The sequence below is a fragment of the Salinivibrio sp. SS2 genome (assembly GCF_001722075.1).
In the GTDB taxonomy this organism is placed as follows: domain Bacteria; phylum Pseudomonadota; class Gammaproteobacteria; order Enterobacterales; family Vibrionaceae; genus Salinivibrio; species Salinivibrio proteolyticus.
In genome coordinates, this window is record NZ_MEBP01000001.1 from 1 (window position 1) to 25,970 (window position 25,970).

Here is a 25,970-nt window from a genome sequence, read left to right on the forward strand (position 1 = left end):
GCGTGGACGCATGGATGACCTTCTCTGTCAGCGACATACGCAAGAACCAACGATAAGCAACGTTGACTTCAATTTCTTTAACAAGCTGGCGCTCGCTTTTGATGCCGAAGAGATAGCCAAGCAGGATGATTTTAAATAAGCGAACGGGGTCAACGGGTGGACGGCCATTATCTTTGCAATAAAGGTGAGCGACTTCATCTCGAATAAACTCGAAGTCGATGGCGCGGTCGATTTTACGAACAAGATGGTCTTTGGGAACAAGTTGTTCCATCGTCACCATTTCAAGTTCATATTGGTGTGGAGAAGGTTCTTGAAGCATACCGGAGCATCCCTATTGCAACACTCCTATTAGATCAAAGGTCTAGCTCGAAAGCTAGACCTTTGTCAGCAGTCTGACGCCCTCTTCGGAGGGCGTTTTTTTATCCTGGTGATGCTGTCGGTCTGAATGGCTTATTGTTCACTTTGCGCGGCAATCAGGCGGGCGACATTCTCTGCAGTGCGGCGCAGATTCTCCGCAGTGTGTTCAAAAGCATGTTGTAAATCACAGGGGCCTGATTGAATCGGCAAGATAGTGGTAACTCCGCGTTCGTATAAGGCTTCACAATCGTCGCCAACGCGGCCTGCGAGTACTACCACAGGAACATCAAACTGTTTCGCGACCTGTGCCAGGGCGGCGGGCACCTTACCATGCAGCGTTTGACCATCGACTTTTCCTTCGCCTGTCACCAACCAATTGGCTTTTGCTATGTAAGGGGTGGCTTGGCTGCGTTCGAGCAAGAGCGCCACACCGGGGACCAATTGTGCACCCAGCAAGCCACCCAAGGTGGCACCAATTCCACCAGCCGCGCCGGCGCCCGCAAATTGTGCAATCGATTTGCCGAGCTGATAGCGACAGAGGCTGGCAAAACGATGCAGGTGTTGCTCCAGTTGACGAACCTGCTCCGGTGACGCGCCTTTTTGGGGCGCAAATACGGTTGCCGCACCTTGCGGACCACATAGCGGATTATCCACATCACATGCAGCCGTTAATCGGACGCGTTTAAGTCGAGGGTCGAGCTGGCTCAGATCAAGTTGTGCGAGCCTACCTAAGCCATCACCGGTTGGCGAAATGGGTGCATCCTGGCTATCAAGCAACTTTGCCCCCAAGGCCACCAAGATACCTGCGCCCGCATCTGTGGTGGCGCTGCCGCCTAAGCCGATAATGATTTCATCGACATCATGTGCGAGGGCGGCACGAATCAGCTCTCCAGTCCCTAGGCTGGTGGTGTGTAGCGGGTTGCGTTGATGGTGAGCGAGCAGGGGCAAGCCAGAGGCGCTGGCCACGTCGATGATCGCGAGTCGCTGCGAAGGGACGATAACATAGCTGGCGGTGATCGATGAAAAATCGGGACCAGTCACTTGGCAAGTGTGAAAATCGCCGCCTAATTGCTGGGCAAAACTTTGCGCTGTCCCTTCGCCGCCATCGGCCATGGGGAGCAAAGTAAAATGCGCCTTGGGTAGTATACGCGCCATGCCGTCATGGATGGCTTGCGCCGCCTCGCCAGCTGAAAGGCTTTCTTTGAACGAATCAGGGGCTATCACTATATGCATCGGCTACTCCTTTCCAGACGCGACCACGTTGATGAGGCTGATATACCCTTTTTACTTGAAGCCGTAGCGGTGTTGGCTACGTTCGTTTACCCCAATCACATAGTCTATCTATGCTCATGGGGACTCACTCACTTGCCGCCTACCTGCAACGCCAAGTTGTCTGGGTATCGTATTTAAGTATGGCGAAGGTGACAGTTTGAGAACAGTCTCGAGTTGGCAATTGATAGAAAAACTCGGACAATAGCCTCTCATTTTGGAGGTGGACGTGGATTACGAATTTTCCCGCAATAGTTTTGATGACAGCTATCGCATTGTGTTCTCAATGGGGCATGAGGCTATGGGGCGTTGGTTGCTTGATGAGTTGGGTACCGAGCTGAGTGAGGTGGATGCGTGGTTAGCCACCTTTACCCAGTTGCGCCAAGAGCAGCAATGGCGAGGACACACCTTCACGCTGACGGCCAATCCTGAAGAAGTGGTGGTGATGGCCAATGCGATGTTGCAAACGCCCTCTGACGAGGCGACGGATACGTTGAGCGCACAAGACCTACAGTTTTACGATCAAGAAAGCAGCGCCGCTTGTGGTTATGAAGACTTTCTGGCCATGCTCGAAGCGTATCGTGATTTTATTGCTCGCTACGGACGCCGTACGCGCTAACCTGCCGGCGAGTGACGCTGACACTCGCCTCCTTCCTATAAGACATCTAATCATGGCTCGCTTTGGTGCATCGTCCTCCTCGCGATGAATCTATGCGTCGAGATGGTGAATAGTTTGCACTAAAAAAGTGCAAATGCGCGCCTTTCCCTAGTTGATTTCTGTAATGTGCTGATTTTTATCTAGTTAATAGTTGGCATGTCTCTTGATACTTATTGACTGATGCAAACATAAGGACTCAGGAGAAGGATATGAAACTGATTAGCGCCATTATCAAGCCTTTTAAGCTTGATGACGTCCGTGAAGCACTATCCGACGTCGGCATTGACGGCATGACAGTGTCAGAAGTGAAAGGGTTTGGCCGCCAAAAAGGACACACCGAATTGTATCGCGGTGCCGAATATCAAGTCGATTTTTTGCCGAAGGTAAAACTCGAAATCGCCGTCCAGAGCGATAGTGTTGATGCCGTGGTGGAAGCGATTTCCAAGGCGGCACAAACCGGCAAAATCGGCGACGGTAAGATTTTTGTCTTTGACCTCCAGCAAGCCGTGCGGATCCGCACTGGCGAAATGGATCTGGAAGCAATTTAATCACAGGGAGTAATCACAATGGAATTGGTCAATACGGTTACTGAGTTACGTTACGCACTAGACACCTTCTTTTTCCTTTTATCCGGTGCGTTGGTGATGTGGATGGCGGCTGGGTTTGCCATGTTAGAGGCAGGGCTAGTTCGCTCGAAAAACACCACCGAGATCCTCACCAAAAATATTTGCTTGTACGCGATCGCCTGTACCATGTATCTGTTGGTGGGCTACAACATCATGTATGTCGACAACAGTGCGGGTGGCTTTATGCCCTCGTTTGGTTCGCTGATTGGAACGCAAGCGGCCGACGCGGATCACTCTCTTGAGTCGGACTTCTTTTTCCAAGTGGTGTTTGTTGCTACCGCCATGTCGGTGGTCTCAGGGGCCGTGGCAGAGCGTATGAAGCTATGGGTGTTCTTGCTGTTTTCTGTGGTACTCACCGCAGTCATCTATCCGGTAGAAGGCTACTGGACATGGGGTGGTGGTTTCCTATCAGAAGCAGGCTTTAGCGATTTCGCCGGCTCTGGCATCGTGCATATGGCGGGCGCGTCAGCTGCATTAGCGGGCGTGATCTTGCTGGGGGCACGTAAAGGTAAATACGGCAAGAATGGTCAAGTGAATCCGATTCCTGGCTCGAACCTACCTCTAGCGACTTTGGGTACCTTTATCCTATGGTTCGGTTGGTTCGGCTTTAACGGCGGTTCGCAGCTGATGGTGTCAGACTTTGAAAACGCCACGGCGGTAGGGCAAATTTTCTTGAACACCAATGCGGCGGCGGCAGCCGGTGCGATTGCTGCCTTACTGGTGTGTAAAACACTATGGGGTAAAGCCGATTTGACCATGATCTTAAACGGTGCATTGGCCGGTTTGGTCGCCATTACCGCTGATCCCTTATCCCCCACGCCAGTCGCTTCGCTTATTATCGGTGCGGTATCAGGTGCCATCGTGGTGTTTAGCATCGTCGGCCTCGATAAAATTAAAATCGACGATCCAGTGGGTGCGATTTCGGTGCACGGTGTGTGTGGTTTCTTTGGCTTGATGGTCGTGCCGCTGAGCAACGCAGACGCAAGCTTTGGTGCACAATTGCTGGGGGCAGCCGTGATCTTCGCTTGGGTCTTTGGTGCGAGCTTTGTGGTGTGGTTGGTGCTGAAGAAAACCATGGGCATTCGTGTTACCGAAGAAGAAGAAATGTCAGGCATGGATTTGCATGACTGCGGTATTGATGCATATCCCGAATTCGTTAGCGTGAAATAGTCACTCGTACGACACTTCGTTAAACTCTGAAACGAAACCTTACATTTTTGATGTTGGGTTTCGTTTTTTTTTGCGTGGCAGAATATTGAGCCCAAAATCATTAGCTGTATACTAACGAAACTGAGAAACGTTATCATTTATCGTCTAATTTAAGGACTGTTACGATGAAAAAACTGCTAATCGCCTCTGCTGTTACGGCTAGCTTATTAGGAACGAGCGCCGCCTTTGCCGCTGAAGAAGTGAACGTCTACTCGTATCGTCAACCTTTTTTGATTGAGCCTATGTTCGATGCGTTTACTGAAGAGACGGGCATCAAAGTCAACGTGAAGTTTGCTAAAAAAGGCATGGCGGAGAAGGTTAAGCAGGAAGGCGAATACAGCCCTGCTGACGTGTTGCTAACAGTCGATATTTCTCGCCTTAAAGATTTGGTTAATCACGATGTGGTTCAGCCAGTGCAAAGCGATGTGATCGATCAAAACGTTCCTGAGCAGTTCCGTGACAGTGAAGATAAGTGGGTTGCGTTAACCACTCGTGCTCGCGCCGTTTACTCATCGCGTGAGCGTGTCGGTAAACTGGGTGATGATTTTGATTATCTCGACTTGGCAAAACCCGAGTGGAAAGGCAAGATTTGCACCCGTTCAGGCAAACACCCTTACAATGTATCTTTGGTGTCGGCCATCATCGAAAATCACGGTGAAGCCACCGCTAAAGAATGGCTGAAAGGGGTGAAAGCGAACTTGGCGCGTAAACCTCAAGGGAATGATCGTGCACAAGTCAAAGCGATTAAAGAAGGCTTGTGTGACGTTTCTTTGGGGAACAGCTACTACCTTGGTAAGATGCTGAACGACGAAGAACAAAAAGCGTGGGCGGAAGCGGTATACATTAACTATCCTGGCCAAAATGCGCACGGCACCCAAGTGAATGTGAGCGGCATGGCGATGGCGAAGTATGCGCCGAATAAAGAAAACGCTCTTAAACTCATGGAATTCCTAACGTCAGACAAAGCGCAGCACATGTATGCTGAAGTGAACTTTGAAGAGCCAGTGAAACCTGGCGTAGAAAAGTCTGAGCTAGTGGCATCGTGGGGCGAGTATAAGCACGATCCTATGCCGCTAGAGGCTATTGCTGATAACTACAGCAAATCAGTGAAGCTACTGGATGAAGTCCAGTTCGATCTGTAAGCCTCTACACGGGGTGTATAACACCCCGGTTGTCTTTCTCTGACGCCTGAATGTTGTAGGCTATGCAAGACAGATTACCCGTTATTAAAACCAGCAGTTGGGGCCTTGCTCTGCTGCTGGTTTTGCCGATCTTGGCAATCTTCTACACCGCAATCGGTGATACAGATGATATTTTCTCCCATCTGTTTGAGACGGTTCTGCCGACGTATACGCTCAATACCAGCTTACTGGTGGTGGGGGTCGTGGTTATTGCGATCGCCTTGGGTGTGCCGACGGCTTGGATGCTTGCCATGTATCAAGTGCCGGGCAGCCGGCATTTGCAATGGGCGATGGTACTGCCATTAGCCATGCCCGGTTATATCATCGGTTATATCTACACTGATTGGTTTGATTATGCAGGGCCGTTACAGCGCCTGCTGCGCCATTGGTTTGAATGGCAAAGTGTCAATGATTACTGGTTTCCAGATATGCGTACCTTACCGGGGGCGTGTTTTGTGCTGGCATTGGTGCTGTACCCGTATATCTACCTGCTGACTCGCGCCGCGTTTATGGAGCAAAGTGTCACCTTGACCCATTCTGCGCGTCTACTGGGATGCTCGCCACTGCAAAGTTTTCGCCGTATCTCCCTGCCTTTGGCCCGTCCCGCCATTGCCGTCGGGGCATCGCTGGTGGCAATGGAAGCGCTGGGAGATTTTGGTACGGTTAATTATTTTGCCGTGAGTACATTAACCACTGCGGTATACGATACTTGGTTGGGTTACTCAAGCTTAACGGCAGCGGCTAAAATTTCTGCCATTATGCTGGTGGCTATTTTTGTATTGATCAGTGCCGAGCGTTATGGACGACGTAAGCAAGCGCAATTTACGCCGTCATCAAGCAGTGATGCGATAGAGAAAACCCCCCTGTCCGGTTGGAAGAAAGTGGGCGTGGTTGTCTGGTGTTGGGGCTTGCTATCGCTGGCGTTTATATTGCCGCTGCTTCAACTGATCATTTATGCGTGGCACTACTATGCGCAAAATGCCATCGACGATTTTCTCACCTTTAGCTACAACAGCTTTTATACCTCCAGCCTTGCAGCTGTGGTTGCGGTCGGCATTGCATGGACCGTCAATGTGTATCGCCGCTTACGCGGTCATGGTTTGAGTGTCGCGCCCATGCGTCTCGCCTCTATGGGGTATGCGGTGCCGGGCACGGTATTAGCGATTGGGGTGATGCTGGTATTAACTCGAGGCGATCACCTGATCAATGACATCGCCAAGGCGTATGACTGGGGACGCCCCGGTTTGGTGCTTTCTGGCACCATGTTTGCCTTGCTCACTGCCTTTGTGGTGCGTTTCAGTGCGGTCGCGATCGGCAGTATTGAGTCCAGCATGGCAAAAATACCGCCATCACTCGACATGGCGGCGCGTACTATGGGATGCACGACCAGCGGCGTGATTCGTCGTGTTCACCTCCCCTTAATTCGTCGGGGGACTTTAATTGCGATGCTGTTGGTCTTTATCGAGTCGATGAAAGAGTTGAATGCGGCGATTTTATTGCGTCCGTTTAACTTCGAAACCCTTGCCACCTACGTGTACAACTTTACCTCGGATGAGCACCTCGAATATGCGGCCTTACCTGCCATTTTGCTGGTGGCGGTGGGGCTGATACCGCTTATTTTGATTAACCGTTCGCTGGAGCAGAAATACCAATGAAGTGCGCCCTGTCGATAGAAAACCTGACCTGCAGTTACAACGGCACGCCAGTGCTCAAAGATTTGTCTTTGCAAGTCGCACCGGGTGAGATTGTGTGTTTGCTCGGCGCCAGCGGCTGTGGCAAGACTACCTTGTTGAAAGCCATGGCTGGGTTAATCCCTCTTAGCGCGGGCATGCTGTCGATTGGGTGCAACATCATGGAAGATGGTCAGCATTCGGTGCCACCTGAGCAGCGCAATATTGGTATGATTTTTCAAGATTATGCGTTGTTTCCGCACTTAACCGTTGCCGAGAATATCGGCTTTGGTCTTACGTCTCTGGCCGCGCCTGCGCGCCATGAAAAAGTGACTGATATGCTCAAGCTCGTGCGCCTTGAGGGATTGGGGGAGCGCTATCCGCACCAGTTATCCGGTGGTCAACAACAACGGGTTGCGATTGCGCGTGCGCTGGCTTATGAGCCTGATCTGTTGCTGTTGGACGAGCCGTTTTCCAATATTGATACCCAAGTGCGCCATGACTTGATTGAAGAGATCCGCCGGATCTTTAAATCACAGGGAGTGACGGCGATTTTGGTCACGCATAGCCGGGAGGAAGCCTTTGCTTTTGCGGACAAATTGGCGGTGATGAATCAAGGGATTATCGAGCAATTCGGGGATACGACTGAGGTGTATTACCAGCCGAAAAGCCGATTTGTGGCTGATTTCTTAGGGCAAGGCTCTTATGTACCTGTGACTGTGTCGGCGCAAGAACAAATGCAGACGCCGCTGGGACCTTGGCCACGGCCAGTGCATTGTCATCCCGGTCCACATTGGTGGTTGCTTCGCCCACAATTTTTGAGTATCCGTGCGGATGCGCAAGGCGAGGGGCAGGTATTGTCGCAGCAATTTATGGGTGATAGCAGCCGTTACACCATTGATATTCACGGCCAAAAATTGTCGGTGCATGCCCGTGAACCATTATCGGTGGGGGATACGGTAAGTCTAACCATTCGCCCTCATGAGCCGGTGTTATTTAACGATGGGCCCAGCTTTATTGATGCTTAAACGAAAAAAGCCAACCGCGAGGTTGGCTTTTTTCGTCATCAGCGCACAATTTAAGCGCCTTGCTGGCACAGTACATCGATGTACTTTTGTGCCATTTCGCTTAATGCCGCTTTATCGGGTTGCTGGTGCGCTTGTAAAAACAACACATAGCAAATCCCTGCAAGCATGCTTGCCAGTTCGCGAGGTTGGTGACGGTGAGTGAGTTCACCTTGCGCCATGCCTCGCTCAAACACGTGCACAAATTGCTCGACGGCATCGCGGCTGCCTTTTACAAAGCGTGGCCAAATGTCTTCGCGAATCGATGTACTCCATTCAAACCAGACTTTCATCCATGCTTTGTCTTCCAATGCGGTATCGATAATCTGCGAGGTAATGCAGTTAAGCGATGCACGCATCGATTGACTATCGCGGGTGCAATCATTGATTAACGCAATGAAATGCTTTTCTGTTTGGGCCAAAATTTCCTCGACCAGATCTTCACGGGTCGGGAAGTAATTGAAGACGGTTGCCACAGAGACATTCGCCATATCAGCAATATCAGCGTGACCGGCACGACCGATTCCCCGTTTTGCAAACACATCCAAACCACAAGTTAACAACTGCTCTTTGCGTCTCTCTGGTGACAGTCGCGTCCTTGTTCTTTCATTTGATTGAGCCATCCTAAAACCTGCCAACTTATATTTAGTTTGTACAAATTAATTATTGTTTGTGCTAATAATTTTCTTAATTAGCGAATTGAGTTTATACCAGCTCTCCGTGGCGTGACAACGGCTGGAAGGCCGATCTGGGCCGTAAATCGGTAATTTTGTCTGCAAAAAAAGTCATCTATTAATAAAAACACAGGCAGGGATTATTTTTTCTTATCAATCAGTGTGATAGTTAACTAGTGTAAGGGTACGCATCAAGGTCAATCGGTGGAATTGGGATCCGCAATCGATTTAGTGCTAGACTATGCCACCTTTGTTATTGACCCCCGCAAACGTGGGGACAAACCATCGGGGCAGATATGAAACACACCGTTGAAGTGATGATTTCAGAACAGGACGTACAGGCGCGAGTAAAAGCCCTGGGCGCCGAGATCAACGAGCATTATAAAGACTCAAAAGACCTAGTATTGGTTGGATTGTTGCGAGGCTCGTTCGTCTTTATGGCTGACTTATGTCGTGCCATTGACTTGCCACACTCGGTCGATTTTATGACCGCATCAAGTTATGGCAATAGCATGGAAAGCACACGTGACGTGCGCATCCTCAAAGACTTAGATGATGATATCAAAGGAAAAGACATTCTTTTGGTCGAAGACATCATTGATACTGGCAATACGCTTAGCAAAGTGTGCGAAATTCTATCGCTAAGAGAGCCCAATTCCGTGCGTATTTGTACCCTACTTGATAAACCAGAACGTCGTGAAGTGGATGTAAAAGTCGATTGGCTTGGCTTTACTATCCCAGACGAGTTTGTGGTTGGCGTAGGGATTGATTACGCGCAGAAATATCGCCACTTGCCATTTATCGGTAAAGTGGTGCCGCTCGATTAATCGTGACGGCATTCTCTGAGCGCTGAGCCTTTTTGGCTGTCAGGCGATGATAAGCCATAAAAAACCGAGCAGACGCTCGGTTTTTTTGTCTCTATAGTGAGTTAGTAGGCGCCTTCTCGTTCGGGAGCCGGCGCGCGCTGATAATGCGCGGGAGACAATCCCAGCATTTCTTGTAGACAAGATGCCACCGCGACCGATGACCAGGTGCCAGTGAGCACCCCTACAAAAAGTGTCAGCGCAAAGCCGTACAAGGCATCGCCACCTAATACCAACAAGCATCCGATGGTAAATAGCGTCGTGCCGGCGGTGATCATGGTGCGCGAAAAAGTCTCACAGACCGCAGTATTTGTGCTGACATACACACATTGATTCGGTTTGGCTCTGAGCACATCTCGCAGCCGATCGCCGATCACAATCGAGTCATTGAGCGAGTAACCGATAACGGCGAGAAGGCCAGCAATGACATTGAGATCCATCGGCACCGCAAGTATCGCCAATAGGCCTAAGGTGAGAGTCACATCGTGCACTAGCGCTCCTATCGCCGCTAGAGCAAGACGCCACTCAAAGCGAATTGCCAAATAAAGCATGATGGCCAACGAGGCAACCAGCAGTGCCAACCCCCCTTGCTCAAACAGTACCTGACCCACTTGAGGGCCGACGACGTTCGCTTGAACCAAGGTGACAGGCATGGCGAGTGCGCTGCTGATGTGGGCGATGACCTGTTGCGGATCTTGCCATTGGAGCGCATGAGGTAAAATAAGCTGCCACTGGCCTTGAGTGGTACTTGGCGTGAGTGTCGCCAGTTCGCCGAACCGACTGTGCAAGGCGGCGAGCAGCGTATCACTACCTGCTAGGCTGGGTAAGGCGAAATCAATCACGATGCCACCGGTAAAATCGATGCCCAAGTTTAGGCCATAATAAGCGATCGCCCAGAGGCTGATCAGGGTGAGTACCCCTGAGAGTGCCAAGCTGGCATAGCGGACGTGTGTCAGTTTCATAAACAGGCTCCTTAAATGGTCACGGCGCGGCGGCGGTCGCGTCCCCAAATTGGGTTGATGATGGCTCGCGTGCCGACAATGCCACTTATCATGCTGGCGCACAGTCCCAGGATCAGTGTGGTGGCAAATCCTTGTAATGGGCCTGAGCCGACCGCATACAAGCAGACCGCAGAAATTAAGGTGGTGATATTGGCGTCAAAAATCGTGCTAAAGGCTGCTCGATAACCCGTATCAATCGCATTGGCTAGGCTTGCGCCGGCACGTAAGCGATCGCGAATACGCTCAAAGATAAGCACATTGGTATCGACCGCCATCCCCACGGTTAACACCAAGCCGGCGATGCCCGGTAGGGTCAGCACTGCGCCGGGCAGCAGCGCGAGTAGGCCGACTTGCATCATCAAGTTGGCAACCAGAGAGACAATCGCAACCCATCCGAAGCGGCGATACCAAAGCATCATAAAGATAGCCATACCTATCATGCCAACGGCCAGTGCAGAAAATCCGGCCTTGATATTATCGGCGCCCAAGGTCGGACCAATCGCGCGTTCTTCAACGATTTTAATCGGCGCGGTGAGGGCGCCAGCGCGCAACAACATCGAGAGGTTACGGGCTTCTTCTGGACTCGACAGACCCGTGATCCGAAATCGATCGCTGAGCGCACTTTGAATTGTCGCAACGTTGATCACCCGTTCATTGGCAACCAGCTCACCTTGCTCATTGGCTTGATACTCACGGTACACCGTAGCCATGGGATCGCCCAAGTGACGTCGGGTAAAGGCCAACATGGTTTCACCTCCGGGGCCATCCAAGCGAATATCAACTTGCGGACGACGCATTTCATCAACGCTGGTGCGCGCATCAATAATGTGTTCTCCACCCAAAATGGCATGACGTGCTAACGGCACCACATTGTGCTGCGCGTCATACAGGCGTTTCGGGCTTGTGGCATCGAGGGCATAGAACGCGAGTGAGGCTGTCGCGCCAATAACATTTTTGGCTTGCTTGGGATCGTGCACCCCGGGCAGTTCGATACGAATATAGTCTTTACCCTGACGTTGCACACTCGCTTCAGCCACGCCTAAGGCGTCGATGCGTTTGCGAAGAATATCGATATTCTGACGCACGGCTTGATGACTTATCGCCTCTTGCTCGGTATCGGTCATCTGCCAGCCATTTGCGGCGCTATTGAATCGCCATTGCGGATAATGCTCGGTAAACCAAGCGCTGGCTTTGCTGCGATCGTTGGCACTGAGCTGCGGCAATTGCACCGTGGTGTTACCTTTGGTGTTGACCGTGGCGTTAGCGGGTAAGTGCTGACTGTCTAACCAAAGGTTGAGGCCTTGCACTAACGCCTCGGCTTGATGGGCGAGTGCTTGGTCGGTATCAACCCAAAGTAACAACTGTACGCCGCCACGCAGATCGAGTCCTAGTTTTACCGGCTCGGCGCCGAGGCGCGACAGCCATGTGGGTGCTGCGGACAAATAATCGAGGGTGATTTCCGCGTCGGGCCCTAGAGTGCCTTTTAATTGCTGTTGTACGTTCTGTTGCTGGCTAATATCGGGCGTGATTAAGGTAACCGTCCCTTGCGAGTCATAACGCACTTCACTCACGGCCTCGGGATGAGTTTTCAGCCAGTTTTGCAGTCCCTGGTGCGAGTGATGCGACACGCTCACCACTGGGTGGTCGCCAAAAAAGCTTGGTAACGCCTGCACGGTCAGGACGATCAACATCAGGACTAATGCGGCGTAGTGCCATAAAGAATAGCGATTAACGGGGGATAATTTATTCATTCGTTCTCCTTGGCTGTGCATCACGCACAGCAAAACCTAATACCAAGCGTCAGCTCGATATTGTGATTGGGGAAAGGCGCGACGGCCTTTAGGAGGGCGAACGATTAGCGCGAATGAATAAAGCGATATTGCAGGTTGTGTTCTCGCCAGCCACCAAGGCGGGGGAGCGAAAAGGCAAGATATTGGCGTGGCAGACACACCCCAAGTGCGCACAAAAAGGCAATCAGGTGCCAAGTAAGGCGAATGTGCGGGGGAGAAAGAATCGCGACTAAATGTGGCGGTTGGGTATCGTCGTCAGGCAAGGCCGCAGGTAAGGCAACACTGGCTCTCGCGGTAGAAACGAGCGCCGGTGTTTGCTGAAGCGTGTGGACTTGGCTGCTGGAGCGGAACGGTGAAACCTGCGCTTGCGCTGCCACATTGACCAACACCGCAAACAGCATCATGCCCGCCATCAGCCACATGGTGAGCGGAGAGCGGTGCGTTGTTGATGATGAAGCGTGCGCGATCGGAGTCATGGCGGTGTTTTACGACGATTAAGTCGCGATCACAAGTGTGACTGTGTCAGCACTGTGTCAATTCTCACAAGAAACCGGTGCGGCAGAGTCGGGCACTAAATGACTCATCGCCGCTTGGTAGTTCACTTCCAGCGACTCGCGGCTATCTGCGGTCATGCCTAAATCGCGCAAAATACCGTCGGTGGTGTTGTAGAACCAACCATGTACTTTCACGTCTTGGCCGCGCTCCCACGCTGCACGCAAAATGGTGGAATTACCCAGATGATACACTTGCTCAGCCACATTGATTTCGCACAGGCGATTACCGCGCTCTTGTGGGGGTAGGCAACCGAGATAATGTTTGTGTTTGAGATACAAATCGCGAATGTGAAGCAACCAGTTATTGATCAAACCAAGCTCTGGGTTATCAATGGCCGCGTGGACACCACCACACCCATAATGACCACAGACAATAATGTGCTTGATTTGCAGGACATCGACGGCGTACTGCACCACAGATAAACAATTGAGATCGGTGTGAATCACTTGATTGGCGACATTGCGGTGAACAAACAACTCACCCGAGTCTAATCCTGTAAGGCGCTCGGCGGGTACGCGGCTATCAGCACAGCCAATCCAGAGATATTCAGGATGTTGTTCTTGGGCCAAGTTGGCAAAAAACTGGGGGTTACTGTCGCGAATATCTTGCGACCATGCTTTGTTGTTAGCAAATAAAGCTTTGATTTTGGCCATGGGCAACGTGTCTTTTGGCAAACATATCAATTGCCACTATACCTCACTGTTACGCCGTGAAATATACTGAGATCAATATTCACATGTTTTTACATTTATGACGCCCGAGGGATCACGCTGTTAACGGTGCGGGCCACTGCTCGGATAGGTTAATGCGAGAAAATTCGTATACTGTTCGCTCCATCATGATCTTAACCGCAGTAGAGGTAGTGCGTGTTTGATAAAGGACGATTTGCACAGCTGTCATTAAAGGGCGATCTGTTCGGCGGCGTGACGACTGCCATTATTTCATTGCCTTTGGCGTTAGCCTTTGGTGTCGCCTCAGGCGCCGGTGCAGAAGCTGGACTCTGGGGAGCCATCTTAGTTGGGCTTTTTGCATCGCTTTTTGGTGGCTCATCCACCCTGATCTCAGAGCCGACCGGCCCCATGACGGTGATCATGACGGCGGTATTAACTGCCATGATGGCACGCTACCCGGAAGGCGGCTTGGCAATGGGCTTTACCGTGGTGATGATGGCTGGCGCATTCCAAGTACTGATTGGCAGTCTGCGCTTAGGCAAGTACGTGACTTTAATGCCCTACAGTGTCGTTTCTGGGTTTATGTCGGGTATTGGCGTGATATTGATTCTGCTCCAACTTGCGCCGCTATTAGGGCAAGCTGCGCCATCGGGCGGTGTCCTCGGTACCTTAAAAGCCTTGCCAGATTTACTGGTCAATGCCGACATCAAAGAAGTCTTTCTCGGCGCACTCACGCTAGGAATTTTGTTTTACTTTCCCGCCAAATACCGTCGTTTCATTCCCGCGCAACTCGTGGCGCTTGTCAGTATTACCTTGGTGTCGGTAGTACTCTTTGATTCGGACAGCATTCGTCGAATTGGTGAGATCCCAACCGGCCTGCCGTCGCTCGTGATCCCCCATATCACCCCCGAGCATTTTACCGCCATGGTCATAGATGCACTGGTGCTCGGGACGCTCGGCTGTATTGATACCCTGTTAACCGCCGTGATTGCGGACTCGCTGACCAGACAAGAGCATGATTCGGATCGTGAGCTGCGCGGACAAGGCATTGCCAATATGATCGCAGGGCTATTTGGCGCCTTGCCCGGCGCGGGGGCTACCATGGGCACTGTGGTCAATGTCCAAGTGGGGGCGCGTTCGCCGCTGTCGGGCATTTTGCGGGCGCTTATTCTGGCTGCGGTGGTGTTGGTGGCCGGCGCGCTGACTGCGCCCATCCCGATGGCAGTGTTGGCGGGCATCGCCTTGTATGTCGGCTTTAATATTTTAGATTGGAGCTTTTTGCATCGCGCCCACAAAATTAGTTTGCAGCAGACGGGGATCATGTATGGCGTAATGGCACTGACTGTGTTCGTTGACTTAATCGTGGCGGTGGGATTAGGGGTCTTTATCGCTAACTTACTGGTAATAGAACGACTCAGTCGCGAGCAAGCGAAACAAGTGCGCGCAATCAGTGATGCCGAGGATGACGAAGTACCGCTTAATGATGAGGAGCGTGCCCTTTTAGATGCCAGTAATGGACAAGTACTGTTCTTCTATTTATCCGGCCCCATGATTTTCAGCGTCTCTAAAGCCATTGCGCGTCAGCATGCGCATATCAATGAGTTCCGTGTGATGATTTTGGACTTAAGTGATGTGCCTATGCTGGATATGACCGTTGGGCTGGCGCTCGAAAACGCGATCAAAGATGCGCGAGAAGCGAATTGTACGGTGTTTTTACTGTGCCCGCATGACGAAACGCGTGAGCAATTGCAGCGCTTACACATAGGTGATTGGGTTCGCGATGCGCACATTTTCACCACACGTAAGCCGGCGCTCGAAGCGGCTAACCGGTTAGTTGAAGTAATGCCATAACCTCATAGCGCGACGTGGCCTTGACGGCGATGTCGCGCTTTTCGCGATTTTTTAGCGATGCTAAGTTTTTGGCAAACCTTATTTTACAACGCTTTTATTTTAAATTTGCCACATTTCTACGCATTTCGAATCATTTGCTTGAAACTTGACCACGTGTTTTCCTACCTGATTTGATCTTACACACATTCCTATATACTGGCGCCCGCGCACCGGGTGAGTCCCGTGCCAGTGAGTAAAGCCGTCATGGCCGTGAAACTGCATACGACTTGAAAGGATCAAAGGTTTTGAAATTCGAACGATTCAAAAACTGGACCCTCAAAGGGGACCTGTTTGGGGGCGTCACCACGGCGGTTATCTCTTTGCCCCTCTCGCTGGCGTTCGGGGTAGCGTCAGGAGCGGGGGCGGAAGCCGGAATGTGGGGCGCCATTTTAGTGGGCTTGTTTGCTGCTTTATTTGGTGGCTCTTCAACGCTTATCTCTGAGCCAACTGGGCCGATGACGGTGATTATGACCGCGGTGCTCACTACCATGGTGTCGCGCTATCCTGAGGGCGGCATGGCAATGGGCTTTACCGTGGTGATGATGGCCGGCCTGTTCCAAGTGATATTGGGGACGCTCAAACTGGGCAAATACGTGACCTTAATGCCCTACAGCGTGATCTCCGGTTTTATGTCGGGGATTGGCGTTATCCTGATTATTCTCCAACTGCCACCCTTGCTGGGCCAGGCCACGCCTGATGGCGGGGTGTTAGGCACACTTAAAAGTCTTCCCGATCTGATTGCTCACACTCAGCAAAGCGAATTACTGTTGGGGCTGGTGACACTGGGTATTTTGTTCTCCTTTCCACAGCGTTATCGGCGCTATATGCCGGTGCAGCTGGTTGCGCTCGTTGTGGTCACCTTACTGTCGATTGCATGGTTTGATTTGGCGGCGATTCGCCGGATTGGTGAGATCCCAACCGGACTGCCAACCTTAGTGTTGCCTCAATTTAACAGTGAAATGCTCACCACCATGATGGTCGATGCCTTGGTACTCGGGACCTTAGGCTGTATTGATACCTTATTGTCAGCGGTGATTGCCGATTCACTCACTCGCGAGGAACATGACTCGGACAAAGAGTTACGCGGCCAAGGGTTAGCGAATATGGTTGCTGGGTTATTCGGCGCGTTACCAGGGGCTGGCGGTACCATGGGGACGGTCGTCAATGTGCAGGTGGGGGGACGCTCTCCGTTGTCGGCCATTATCCGTGCACTCTTGCTCGCGGCGGTCATCTTAGTCGCCGGTTTTCTGACCGAGCCCATTCCGATGGCGGTATTGGCGGGTATCGCGATTTATGTCGGTTTTAATATTCTTGACCGCACCTTCATCCAACGTGCGCATAAAGTCAGTTTGCATCAAACCGTTATCATGTATGGTGTGATGGTGCTGACCGTACTGGTGGACTTGATTGTCGCAGTCGGCGTTGGGGTGTTTATCGCCAATATTATCGCGATTGAACACCTGAGCCGAGAGCAAGAAAAGCAGGTGAAAGCGATCAGTGATGCTGATGAGGACGATGTACCGCTTAACGATATGGAGCGTGCCTTATTAGACAGCGCGAACGGAAAAGTGTTGTTTTTCTACCTCTCAGGCCCAATGATATTCAGTGTCTCAAAAGCGATTGCACGTCAACACAGCAAAATTGAGGAATTTGATGTCATGATCCTCGACCTTAGCGACGTGCCCATGATTGATATGACTGTCGGTCTAGCGCTGGAAAATGCGATCAAAGATGCGTTAGACGTGAATTGCCAAGTCTTTTTGCTCTGTCCCCACCAAAAAACGCGGGACCAATTAGAGCGCTTGCATGTAAAAAATTGGCTCACTGACGACCACACCTTTGATAGCCGTTATGACGCATTACGCGCCGCGCACAAAGTGACCGAAGTTATGGCTTAAACGTAACGGGAGCTTATGAAAGCAATCGAAATTAAGGACCTGGTGAAAACGTACGGGTCCAATGTCAAGGCGCTTAAAGGGGTATCGCTCTCCGTCGAGGAGGGCGATTTTTATGCGCTATTGGGGCCTAATGGGGCGGGAAAATCGACCACCATTGGCATCTTGAGCTCACTGGTCAACAAGACCCAAGGTCAGGTGAGCATTTTTGGCTACGACTTAGACACGCAAAAGGTGGAAGCCAAAAAGCAAATTGGCCTTGTGCCGCAAGAGTTTAACTTTAACCAGTTTGAAAAAGTGCAGCAGATTGTGGTGAACCAAGCTGGATACTACGGTGTGCCGCGTGCTCAGGCCAAAGAGCGTGCGAAAAAATACCTCTCTCAGCTCGACTTGTGGGATAAACGCCATGAGCCAGCACGGAACTTATCGGGTGGGATGAAGCGTCGCTTGATGATTGCCCGCGCATTAATGCACGAGCCTCGCTTATTGATCTTGGACGAGCCGACAGCTGGGGTGGATATCGAACTGCGTCGCTCGATGTGGGATTTTCTCAGTGAGATAAACCGCCAAGGGATCACCATTATTTTGACCACCCACTATCTCGAAGAAGCGGAAATGCTGTGTCGAAACATCGGTATCATCAATCGAGGTGAGCTGGTGGAAGACACGTCCATGAAAGCACTGCTTGCCAAGTTGGACGCGGAAACCTTCATTCTTGATTTGCAGCCCGGACATAAGCTCAGCACCTTAGAGGGCGTGAATTGGCAAAAAACCGACACTAACACCCTTGAAGTGGAGGTGAATAAATCAGTCGGGCTGACGCCAGTATTTGAACAATTGTCGCAACAAGGTGTACAAGTGCTGTCGATGCGAAACAAGGCGAATCGTCTTGAGGAGTTGTTTGTCACCTTGATTCAGCAAAACGGGGAGGGCCACGCATGAATGCCTTGTATTGGGTCGCTTTTCGTACCCTGATCCACAAAGAAGTGGTCCGCTTTACGCGTATTTGGGTACAGACCTTGGTGCCGCCAGCGATTACCATGAGCCTCTATTTTATTATTTTCGGTAACCTGATTGGCTCTCGAATTGGTGAAATGGAAGGCTTCACTTACATGGAGTACATCGTGCCCGGGCTTATCATGATGTCGGTGATCACCAACTCTTACTCGAATGTGGCATCGTCCTTCTTTAGTGCCAAGTTCCAACATAATATTGAGGAGTTGTTGGTCGCGCCGATTCCAAACTACGTGATCATTGCCGGCTACATTGGTGGTGGCATGTGTCGCGGGTTGGCTGTGGGGGCCTTGGTGACCATGACGTCGCTCTTTTTTGTCGACTTGCAAATCGCGCACCCACTGATTGTTATTACGACCGTGGTACTGACGTCGGCGGTGTTTGCGCTGGGGGGATTAATCAATGCGATTTTCGCCAAAACCTTCGACGATATAAGCTTGATCCCAACCTTTGTCCTCACGCCATTGACCTATTTAGGCGGGGTCTTTTACTCGCTATCACTGTTGCCAGAGTTTTGGCAGGGCGTGTCAAAACTGAACCCGATTGTGTATATGGTTAACGCCTTCCGTTACGGCTTTTTGGGTGTCTCGGATGTGGGGATTACCACCTCGTTTGGCGTCTTACTGCTGTTTATTGCGGGGCTGTATGCCTTGGCATGGGGATTAATTTCTCGAGGCACCGGATTGCGCAGCTAGGCGAGGGTTAATCATGGCTAAGATGAAGCTATCTGATTGATCGTTAAAAAAGCCCCAGCTATCCAAACTGGGGCTTTTAGGTTTTGTCAGTTAAACAAGCCTTTCAGCCATCCGACTGGGTCTGGTTTATCACACCGTTTCGCCAACTCACCACTCGGATCCCACATCGGGAGTTTTTGGTTACCGTAACAGTCCAGTTGATAGCGACTCGCGTTATGCTGCACCTTGACCGTAGTAACTTGAGCAGGCCACGCGACGCTGAGGTTACTCGCACCGCGGCGCGTGAGGTAATCGTCATAGACACGCAACGCCCCTGATGCCCCGGTCAGTCCCGTTGATTGGTTATCATCGCGGCCCAACCAAATAGTGGTGACTTCCTTATCATCCATGCCAACAAACCAGCTATCACGGTTATCGTCGGTTGTACCTGTCTTACCGGCGAGTGCAAATTGGCCATGATGTTGCTGCAAGTAGCGGCCCGTTCCTTGTTGAACGACTTGTTTCATCGCATATAAGGTTAACCAACCGGCTTGCTCTGGTACGACACGTTCTGCTTTGGGCCAGTTGCGATAAAGACTATGGCCTTCTTTGGTCGTCACAGCCCGTAGTGCGGTGAGAGGCGCGCGCTGACCAGCACTGCCGAGGGTTTGATACATCTGAGTAACGTCAAACGGACTCATGCTAAATGTACCAAGCAGCACGGATGGCACGCGTGGAATGGCATCAGTATTGGCACCCAGCTTGCCGAAGGTGTCAATCACTTCACCTAAGCCCAGTTGCATGCCGAGATTCACCGTGGGCACGTTATACGACTTTGCCAGTGCCGTGAGCAAAGACACACTGCCTCGGTATTGGCGGTCATAGTTTCGCGGTTGCCAACTGCTGCCTTGACTGCCCTCAAGACGAATGGGTTTGTCGTCAATGTCGCTGGTAAGCTGAAAACGGGTCGGATGGCTTAATGCCGCGAGATACACCGCCGGTTTGGCCAATGATCCTATCGGGCGTTTTGCGTTCAGGGCGCGGTTAAATCCGGCGAAACCGGGCTTTGCGCCGCCGACCATGGCGCGAACTTCGCCACTGCGACGGTCGGCAATCACTGCTGCGGCTTCTAGTTGGTTACCGGCCCGTCCTTTTAATGCTTTGACCTTAGTGGTCACCGCTCGTTCGATGGCCTGTTGAGAAACAGGATCGAGGGTGGTGAATATGCGCAGGCCAGCACCAGCAGCGTATTTGTCGCCGACCTTTTGACGAATTTCTTCTTTGAGCTGATCAAAGTAAGCCGGTTGGGGGCTTGCCAGCGAGGGCGTTTTTTGAATATCTAGCGGGCGGCTGGCGGCCGCATCATAGTCTGAGCTGGTGAGTAGGTTTTGCTCCATCATTAACCGTAAAACGAGATCGCGACGAGTTTTCGCGCGCTCGGGATGACGGAACGGGTTGTAATAAGACGGCCCCTTGACCATGCCAACCAACAACGCAAGTTGGTCAACGCGCAGCTCGTTGATGGGACGTCCAAAGTAGAGTCTGGCGCCCAATGGAAATCCATGCACAGGTTCACCGCGGTTTTGACCGAGATACACTTCATTGAGGTAAGCCTCGAGGATTTTGTCTTTGCTGTACCGAAAATCGAGCAACAGTGCCATGTAGGCTTCTTGGACTTTTCGCCACAAGGTGCGGTCACGGGTTAGGAACAGGTTTTTGGCGAGCTGTTGGGTGAGGGTTGAGCCACCTTGCACAGTGCGACCTGCACGAATATTGGCCACCAAGGCTCGCAATATTCCCGTTGGCGAGACCCCCTCGTGGTGGTAAAAGTCGCGGTCTTCGGTTGTGATCAGGGCTTCTACCAGAAATTCAGGAAAGCGCTCTCGGGGTAAAAATAAACGCTGTTCGTGGATCCCAGACTCCATCATCCCCAATAACTTGGGTTCGATACGCAACAGCCCTAGCGGCTGGTTGCTGCTTACCTCGGTGATTTTGGTCACTTGGTTGCCGCTAAAGCTTAGCATGGCGTGCCGAGCGGTGGCCGGACCGTCTTCAAAGTCGAACGGACGGCGGATGATTTCTAACCGTGTCTGCGACGCTGAGTATTCACCGGGGCGCTTGGGGGTACGCACTTTTTGGTAATTGAGTGCATCTAGCTGCTGGCGCAACTGAACCAAGGAGAAATCGCTCCCCGGTGACAGGCTAATCACACGGCCATAGACAACGCCCGGGAGCTGCCAAATTTGACCACTAAATTTGTCTTGGATTTTGCCATCTAAGTAAATACCGAGGATAACGATAGCCGCTATACCGACCAAACTGCATTTAAAGCCGAAGGCAAGTAAGCGCTTGGTCCAGCTTGGCTTGGCGGTCGCTTTCTTAGTGCGACGGGTCGGCGCGGTGCGTTTCTTAGTGCTTGTGCGTGTCTTTTTATTAGCCATACAATCGGTTAACTCTGGTTAAAATGGCGTTTCGTTTTGCGTGTGGGCACATGATTGGCTGGGTCATCCGGCCAAAGGTGTTTAGGGTAGCGTCCCTTCATTTCTTTTTGCACCTCTTTATAGGCCCCTTGCCAAAAGCCCGCTAAGTCTTGGGTTATTTGTAACGGTCGCCCGGCAGGGGACAACAGCTCAAGCTGGACCGCTACCTTACCATTGGCAAGCGTCGGTGTTTGCGCTTGTCCGTACATCTCTTGCATCTTCACCGCCAAAACCGGTGCCTTGTTAGGCTCGTAGCGTAATCGATAGCGAGAGCCTGTCGGCACCGTTAGGTGAGTGGGTAGGGCGGCGTTAAGCTGTTGCGTCGTCTCATACCCAAACCAAGCTTCGAGTACTGGTTTTAGATCCAACTGTTTAAGTGCTTGCCAACGCGACAGGCCATGCATAAACGGCGCAAGCCATGTATCAAGGGTGTTAAGCAAGTCCGCATCGCTTAAAGGCGGTAGCGCAATGTCGAGCCCCCACGCCTGTGCGCAGCGCGCCCGTGTGAGTAAGGACTGACTTTCTGGCTGCCAATTCAATGCCTGAAGGCCTTTTTGATGAACCGCATCAAGCAACCCTTGCACTTGCTGCTCCGCGGTGAGCGTATCAAGCGGTTGACGACTAAGCACCAGCTCTCCCAAACACTGCTGTTTTTCTGCGCGTAGCGTGCCACGCTGTTCATCCCACGCGATCACTTCTCGGTGTGTAAACAGATCGGGACGAGCCTCATTCAAGGACGTTAGGGATAACGCAATGGCGCAGTAGGCCCGGCTATCGCTAAGCTCGCTGGCCATCACATCACAGATCACCAGCGTGTCCGTATGGCTCAGGGGATCCTGGCTGTCGAGTGTGACGCCGTGACCATTTGCCATCACAAAGCGCCCCGATTGCCCACGTGATTGCGCAATGCGATCGGGCCAAACGAAAGCGGCCAATAACGGCAATGCCTGCTCATCGAGTGTGCGGGTCAAACGGATGCCAAGTGCGTGAGCCAGCGACTTGGCCCGTGACTGGTGCTCTCGCGATGACATCGCGGCGCGCACCTGATCGATAAGCGATAATGATCCGTTTCCTCTGACCGGTTTATCCACCCAAGCGGCTAACCAGCAAGCGGTCGATTGCACTGATGTGGCGGCCGTTTCCACGCGTGCGAGCATCGCTGCAGCGCGAGGTTGGGCGGCCAATTGGCTAGCCCGTTGCCCGAGCGCGGTGAATGTCTGTCGTGTATCCGTCAGGCCTAATTGTGTCAGTCTTTGGCAGGCAGCTTGCCAATGTTTCGCGGGGGGCGCGTCAAGCCAGTGTAAATCTTGGACGTCACAGCCCCATTGGATAACATTCAGGGCCAAGTCGGTTAAGTCTTCACGCAGAATCGGTGCATCAGGGGTCGCAGGCAGACGCTGGAATTGCTCCTCACTATAAAGACGTAAGCAATGTCCCTCGCTGAGTCGTCCGGCCCGTCCAGCACGCTGAACTGCAGAGCTGCGCGCAATATGCCGAGTGACGAGCTTATCGATACCCGTCTGCGCGTGGTGGGTCACCAAACGTTCAAGACCCGAATCAATGACCAGCTGAACCCCATCAATCGTCAAACTGGTTTCTGCAATATTGGTGGTCAGTACCAACTTTCTCCTTCCCTTGGGTGCAGGTGCGATAGCCGCTTGCTGCGCTGAAAAGTCGAGGCTACCGTGAAGCAGGTGTAAATCCATGTCGTCGGGAAGCGTGTTTTGTAGCGCTTGATGGACTCGGCGTATTGCCTGCATCCCGGGTAAAAACATCAGTGCCGAGCCTGAGTGTTGTCGGATAAATTCGAGACTAGCGCGTGCCACCGCACTTTCCCACTGGTCACGGCGAGCGATTGGCTGATAGTGATAGTGAATTGGAAAGCTGCGCCCTTCGGTAGCGAGTACCAATGCGTCAGGCAGACATTGACATAAGGCGTGATTGTCTAAGGTCGCTGACATCACAATTAAACGTAAGTCGTCGCGCAGGCCCGCTTGGCTGTCGAGGCTTAGGGCCAGCGCTAGATCGGCGTGTAAACTGCGCTCGTGAAACTCATCGAACAGGATCAGGCTTACGTCTTCCAGCATGGGGTCTTGTTGTAGTAAGCGCGTCAGGACACCTTCGGTAACTACTTCTAAGCGGGTGTTGGCACTGACTTGTGTGTGGCCACGCATTCTCAGTCCCACGGTCTGTCCAACTGGTTCATTTAACTGTTGCGCTAAAAAAGCAGCGATGTTTCGCGCAGCTAAACGTCTTGGTTCAAGGAGTAGGATTTTGCCGGTTAACGCGGTGCGTTCGAGCAGGGCGAGTGGCAGGCGCGTTGACTTACCGGCACCCGGTGGTGCCGATAGAATGATTTGTGGGTACTGGCGCAAGCCGTCAATTAACGGCGGAATCACGGCATCAATCGGAAGCTGAGACAAGCGTTTGCCCTTTGTGTCAGAATCAAAGCAGTTATTTTAACGAACCAGACGGAAAAGGAGACCCCATGCGAGTATTTTTCGCGCTGGGCTTGAATGAGAGCGTGAATCTTGCTGCCAGAAAGGCGCTGGCTGACTATAAAAATCAGCTATCGGGGGAAGGGCGCGCCGTGCCTGACGCCAACTTGCACCTCACGCTAGCGTTTTTAGGGAACGTGCCGGAGGCGGTGTTACCAGCGTTGTGTGAAGAGGCCAACGCTATTCGTCTCTCCTCATTTTCCCTGACATTATCACAATTAGCCGTCTGGTCAGGGCCAAACATCGCTTGTGCCACCGTCGCGACGCCGCCCGCTATGCTGTGCGAACTGGCCCATCGCTTAAGCCAGTTAGCAGCTTGGCCAGCACAGCGTGATAGTCATGCGTTTACTCCTCACATCACGTTACGTCGAGGGGTTAAAACCGTTCAAGGTTTGGACGGACCGCCGCTACCGCCGCTAACATTTACTTGCCAACGCTTTGGTCTCTACGCTTCGCCTTCTCATCAAGCCACACATGGCCCGCGTGATAGTGAGGAGATAGCCTTATACCAATGCTTACATGCGTTTGATCTTACTAGCAGGAATTGAGCATGCAGTTTTCGCCACCACTCCAGTCGGCCACCTTAGTGCGCCGTTATAAACGCTTTTTAACCGATGTCACGCTGGCCAATGGCGATACCTTGACGATGCATTGTGCCAATACAGGCGCTATGACGGGTTGTGCAACCCCCGGCGATACCGTGTGGTATTCCACGTCGGACAATGCAAAGCGTAAATATCCGCATAGTTGGGAGCTCAATTACACTCAGCAAGGTCACTGGATTTGTGTCAATACGGCCCGCGCCAACACCTTAGTGGTCGAGGCGATTGATGCGGGGCGTATTCCTGAACTAGCCGGCTATGCACAATTACAGACAGAAGTACGCTATGGCAGCGAAAACAGTCGCATAGACCTTCTATTACGTGACGATGACAAAACGGACTGCTATATAGAAGTAAAGAGTGTCACCTTATTAGAGGAGGATGGCTGGGGAGCCTTCCCAGATGCGGTATCAACCCGAGGGCAAAAGCATCTGCGTGAACTGATTTCAATGGTCGAACAAGGCCATCGTGCTGTATTACTGTTTGCTGTTTTGCATTCAGGGATTGAAAAAGTCACCGGTGCCCCCCATATCGACGCGGACTATAATCAGTTATTAAATGACGCGGTGGCGGCGGGTGTGGAAGTAATTTGTTACCAAGCTGAGTTGTCGCCAAGTGAGCTAATACTGGTTAATTCCGTACCTTTTGTTGCGAATACAGCAAAAGTGTAGACATGTTCACACTGGGCGTAGCAGGGCGTAAATCAAAGATTGCCACCCTATAGGCTTTCTGATATAGATAGCGCCCTCATTTGACTGACACGGGTCATGTCAAGGTGTTTTTAGGAGAAGCTGAATGCCAGAAAGCAAAGAAAAGAAATCGCTGGGCATCCTGGCCATTGCCGGATTAGAGCCATACCAGGAGAAGCCTGGTGAGGAATATATGGGCGAGCCACAGCTCGAGCATTTCCGTAAAATCCTCAACGCGTGGCGTAATCAGCTCAGGGAAGAAGTCGATCGTACGGTTAACCATATGAAAGACGAAGCGGCAAACTTTCCCGATCCTGTTGACCGAGCGGCGCAGGAAGAGGAGTTCAGTTTGGAGCTGCGTAACCGCGATCGTGAGCGCAAGTTGATCAAAAAAATCGACAAAACCCTACAACGCATTGAAGACGATGACTTCGGTTTTTGTGACTCGTGCGGTGTGGAAATCGGTATTCGTCGCCTTGAAGCGCGTCCGACCGCCGAGCTATGTATCGACTGCAAAACGCTTGCTGAGCTTAAAGAAAAGCAAATGGCGGGCTAATTGCCCCGACAGCCAATGCAGTGAATTGGCGGTATACCCAATTGGATAAAAGGGAGCTTCGGCTCCCTTTTTGTTTGCCCAGCG

At 51.8% G+C, this 25,970-nt stretch carries 23 protein-coding genes; 14 read left to right on the plus strand and 9 right to left on the minus strand.

The annotated features are described in order from the left end of the window. Positions 1–319, minus strand: a 319-nt coding sequence (locus BGK46_RS00005) for a transposase (RefSeq protein WP_139130694.1), incomplete at its 3' end; no start/stop codon positions are given. A gap of 131 nt (positions 320–450) precedes the next feature. Continuing rightward, complete coding sequence (locus tag BGK46_RS00010) at positions 451–1,590, minus strand: glycerate kinase (RefSeq protein WP_069586417.1); 1,140 nt, start codon at positions 1,588–1,590, stop codon at positions 451–453. A 265-nt stretch (positions 1,591–1,855) separates the two neighbouring features. Here BGK46_RS00010 and BGK46_RS00015 point away from each other — a divergent pair, with 265 nt between their 5' ends. The 6 genes from BGK46_RS00015 (at position 1,856) to BGK46_RS00040 (ending at position 7,998) form a co-directional block, all read left to right on the plus strand. After that, positions 1,856–2,245, plus strand: a complete 390-nt coding sequence (locus BGK46_RS00015) for a YacL family protein (RefSeq protein ID WP_069586418.1) — start codon at positions 1,856–1,858, stop codon at positions 2,243–2,245. A gap of 248 nt (positions 2,246–2,493) precedes the next feature. Beyond that, positions 2,494–2,832 carry a P-II family nitrogen regulator gene (gene glnK, locus BGK46_RS00020; protein ID WP_069586419.1) on the plus strand — a complete coding sequence of 113 codons (339 nt, stop codon included), beginning with the start codon at positions 2,494–2,496 and terminating at the stop codon, positions 2,830–2,832. An 18-nt stretch (positions 2,833–2,850) separates the two neighbouring features. Beyond that, the gene (locus BGK46_RS00025; RefSeq protein ID WP_069586420.1) at positions 2,851–4,080 is read left to right on the plus strand and encodes an ammonium transporter; all 1,230 of its coding nucleotides are present in this window, start codon (positions 2,851–2,853) and stop codon (positions 4,078–4,080) included. Positions 4,081–4,244: 164 nt separating this feature from the next. Then, positions 4,245–5,261 carry a Fe(3+) ABC transporter substrate-binding protein gene (locus tag BGK46_RS00030; protein ID WP_069586421.1) on the plus strand — a complete coding sequence of 339 codons (1,017 nt, stop codon included), beginning with the start codon at positions 4,245–4,247 and terminating at the stop codon, positions 5,259–5,261. A 62-nt stretch (positions 5,262–5,323) separates the two neighbouring features. Beyond that, the gene (locus tag BGK46_RS00035) at positions 5,324–6,955 is read left to right on the plus strand and encodes an ABC transporter permease (protein ID WP_069586422.1); all 1,632 of its coding nucleotides are present in this window, start codon (positions 5,324–5,326) and stop codon (positions 6,953–6,955) included. Then, a complete protein-coding gene (locus BGK46_RS00040; protein WP_069586423.1) occupies positions 6,952–7,998 on the plus strand; it encodes an ABC transporter ATP-binding protein in 1,047 nt (348 codons plus the stop codon). Before BGK46_RS00035 ends, BGK46_RS00040 begins: the two co-directional genes overlap by 4 nt. A 50-nt stretch (positions 7,999–8,048) precedes the next feature. On the opposite strand, the gene BGK46_RS00045 is transcribed toward BGK46_RS00040, so the two are convergent. Then, on the minus strand, positions 8,049–8,657 hold the full coding sequence (locus tag BGK46_RS00045; protein ID WP_069586424.1) for a TetR/AcrR family transcriptional regulator: 609 nt from the start codon (positions 8,655–8,657) through the stop codon (positions 8,049–8,051). 347 nt (positions 8,658–9,004) lie between these two features. On the opposite strand from BGK46_RS00045, the gene hpt reads away from it, so the two are divergent. After that, positions 9,005–9,535 (plus strand): hypoxanthine phosphoribosyltransferase, encoded by a 531-nt coding sequence (gene hpt, locus BGK46_RS00050; RefSeq protein ID WP_069586425.1) that lies wholly within the window; start codon positions 9,005–9,007, stop codon positions 9,533–9,535. Between the two features lie 101 nt (positions 9,536–9,636). Here hpt and secF read toward each other — a convergent pair whose 3' ends face one another. From secF to can, 4 genes are all read right to left on the minus strand, one after another. Further along, positions 9,637–10,533: a protein translocase subunit SecF gene (secF, locus tag BGK46_RS00055; protein ID WP_069586426.1), complete on the minus strand. Its 897-nt coding sequence runs from the start codon at positions 10,531–10,533 to the stop codon at positions 9,637–9,639. 11 nt (positions 10,534–10,544) lie between these two features. Beyond that, positions 10,545–12,323, minus strand: coding sequence for a protein translocase subunit SecD (gene secD / locus BGK46_RS00060; RefSeq protein ID WP_084781163.1), 1,779 nt, complete (start codon positions 12,321–12,323; stop codon positions 10,545–10,547). A 104-nt stretch (positions 12,324–12,427) separates the two neighbouring features. Then, positions 12,428–12,838, minus strand: coding sequence for a hypothetical protein (locus BGK46_RS00065; RefSeq protein ID WP_139130695.1), 411 nt, complete (start codon positions 12,836–12,838; stop codon positions 12,428–12,430). Positions 12,839–12,895: 57 nt separating this feature from the next. Then, positions 12,896–13,570, minus strand: a complete 675-nt coding sequence (gene can / locus BGK46_RS00070) for a carbonate dehydratase (protein ID WP_069586429.1) — start codon at positions 13,568–13,570, stop codon at positions 12,896–12,898. Positions 13,571–13,783: 213 nt separating this feature from the next. On the opposite strand from can, the gene BGK46_RS00075 reads away from it, so the two are divergent. The 4 genes from BGK46_RS00075 to BGK46_RS00090 all read left to right on the plus strand — a co-directional run bounded on the left by BGK46_RS00075 (position 13,784) and on the right by BGK46_RS00090 (position 19,082). Further along, complete coding sequence (locus tag BGK46_RS00075; RefSeq protein ID WP_069586430.1) at positions 13,784–15,439, plus strand: SulP family inorganic anion transporter; 1,656 nt, start codon at positions 13,784–13,786, stop codon at positions 15,437–15,439. Positions 15,440–15,723: 284 nt separating this feature from the next. Further along, positions 15,724–17,376 carry a SulP family inorganic anion transporter gene (locus BGK46_RS00080; RefSeq protein WP_069586431.1) on the plus strand — a complete coding sequence of 551 codons (1,653 nt, stop codon included), beginning with the start codon at positions 15,724–15,726 and terminating at the stop codon, positions 17,374–17,376. 15 nt (positions 17,377–17,391) lie between these two features. Beyond that, on the plus strand, positions 17,392–18,315 hold the full coding sequence (locus tag BGK46_RS00085) for an ABC transporter ATP-binding protein (protein ID WP_069586432.1): 924 nt from the start codon (positions 17,392–17,394) through the stop codon (positions 18,313–18,315). Then, positions 18,312–19,082, plus strand: a complete 771-nt coding sequence (locus BGK46_RS00090) for an ABC transporter permease (protein ID WP_069586433.1) — start codon at positions 18,312–18,314, stop codon at positions 19,080–19,082. The genes BGK46_RS00085 and BGK46_RS00090 overlap by 4 nt, the downstream gene beginning before the upstream one ends. A gap of 86 nt (positions 19,083–19,168) precedes the next feature. Here BGK46_RS00090 and mrcB read toward each other — a convergent pair whose 3' ends face one another. After that, entirely contained in the window at positions 19,169–21,502 is a 2,334-nt protein-coding gene (mrcB, locus tag BGK46_RS00095) for a penicillin-binding protein 1B (protein WP_069586434.1), read from the minus strand. An 8-nt stretch (positions 21,503–21,510) separates the two neighbouring features. Further along, positions 21,511–23,964: an ATP-dependent helicase HrpB gene (gene hrpB, locus BGK46_RS00100; RefSeq protein WP_069586435.1), complete on the minus strand. Its 2,454-nt coding sequence runs from the start codon at positions 23,962–23,964 to the stop codon at positions 21,511–21,513. 65 nt (positions 23,965–24,029) lie between these two features. Between hrpB and thpR the strand changes: the two genes are divergently transcribed. The 3 genes from thpR to dksA all read left to right on the plus strand — a co-directional run bounded on the left by thpR (position 24,030) and on the right by dksA (position 25,886). Further along, positions 24,030–24,587 carry an RNA 2',3'-cyclic phosphodiesterase gene (gene thpR / locus BGK46_RS00105; RefSeq protein WP_069586436.1) on the plus strand — a complete coding sequence of 186 codons (558 nt, stop codon included), beginning with the start codon at positions 24,030–24,032 and terminating at the stop codon, positions 24,585–24,587. A 2-nt stretch (positions 24,588–24,589) separates the two neighbouring features. Continuing rightward, a complete protein-coding gene (gene sfsA, locus BGK46_RS00110; protein ID WP_069586437.1) occupies positions 24,590–25,312 on the plus strand; it encodes a DNA/RNA nuclease SfsA in 723 nt (240 codons plus the stop codon). A gap of 124 nt (positions 25,313–25,436) precedes the next feature. Further along, entirely contained in the window at positions 25,437–25,886 is a 450-nt protein-coding gene (gene dksA, locus BGK46_RS00115) for an RNA polymerase-binding protein DksA (protein ID WP_069586438.1), read from the plus strand. Positions 25,887–25,970: the final 84 nt, after the last annotated feature.

Excerpts from the sequence above, each read along its gene's own strand:
- BGK46_RS00010 (WP_069586417.1), bottom strand. The coding sequence starts at position 1,590 with ATGCATATAGTGATAGCCCCTGATTCGTTCAAAGAAAGCCTTTCAGCT.
- glnK (WP_069586419.1), top strand. The coding sequence starts at position 2,494 with ATGAAACTGATTAGCGCCATTATCAAGCCTTTTAAGCTTGATGACGTC.
- BGK46_RS00025 (WP_069586420.1), top strand. The coding sequence starts at position 2,851 with ATGGAATTGGTCAATACGGTTACTGAGTTACGTTACGCACTAGACACC.
- BGK46_RS00030 (WP_069586421.1), top strand. The coding sequence starts at position 4,245 with ATGAAAAAACTGCTAATCGCCTCTGCTGTTACGGCTAGCTTATTAGGA.
- BGK46_RS00035 (WP_069586422.1), top strand. The coding sequence starts at position 5,324 with ATGCAAGACAGATTACCCGTTATTAAAACCAGCAGTTGGGGCCTTGCT.
- BGK46_RS00040 (WP_069586423.1), top strand. The coding sequence starts at position 6,952 with ATGAAGTGCGCCCTGTCGATAGAAAACCTGACCTGCAGTTACAACGGC.
- BGK46_RS00045 (WP_069586424.1), bottom strand. The coding sequence starts at position 8,657 with ATGGCTCAATCAAATGAAAGAACAAGGACGCGACTGTCACCAGAGAGA.
- hpt (WP_069586425.1), top strand. The coding sequence starts at position 9,005 with ATGAAACACACCGTTGAAGTGATGATTTCAGAACAGGACGTACAGGCG.
- secF (WP_069586426.1), bottom strand. The coding sequence starts at position 10,533 with ATGAAACTGACACACGTCCGCTATGCCAGCTTGGCACTCTCAGGGGTA.
- secD (WP_084781163.1), bottom strand. The coding sequence starts at position 12,323 with ATGAATAAATTATCCCCCGTTAATCGCTATTCTTTATGGCACTACGCC.
- BGK46_RS00065 (WP_139130695.1), bottom strand. The coding sequence starts at position 12,838 with ATGACTCCGATCGCGCACGCTTCATCATCAACAACGCACCGCTCTCCG.
- can (WP_069586429.1), bottom strand. The coding sequence starts at position 13,570 with ATGGCCAAAATCAAAGCTTTATTTGCTAACAACAAAGCATGGTCGCAA.
- BGK46_RS00085 (WP_069586432.1), top strand. The coding sequence starts at position 17,392 with ATGAAAGCAATCGAAATTAAGGACCTGGTGAAAACGTACGGGTCCAAT.
- BGK46_RS00090 (WP_069586433.1), top strand. The coding sequence starts at position 18,312 with ATGAATGCCTTGTATTGGGTCGCTTTTCGTACCCTGATCCACAAAGAA.
- mrcB (WP_069586434.1), bottom strand. The coding sequence starts at position 21,502 with ATGGCTAATAAAAAGACACGCACAAGCACTAAGAAACGCACCGCGCCG.
- thpR (WP_069586436.1), top strand. The coding sequence starts at position 24,030 with ATGCGAGTATTTTTCGCGCTGGGCTTGAATGAGAGCGTGAATCTTGCT.
- sfsA (WP_069586437.1), top strand. The coding sequence starts at position 24,590 with ATGCAGTTTTCGCCACCACTCCAGTCGGCCACCTTAGTGCGCCGTTAT.
- dksA (WP_069586438.1), top strand. The coding sequence starts at position 25,437 with ATGCCAGAAAGCAAAGAAAAGAAATCGCTGGGCATCCTGGCCATTGCC.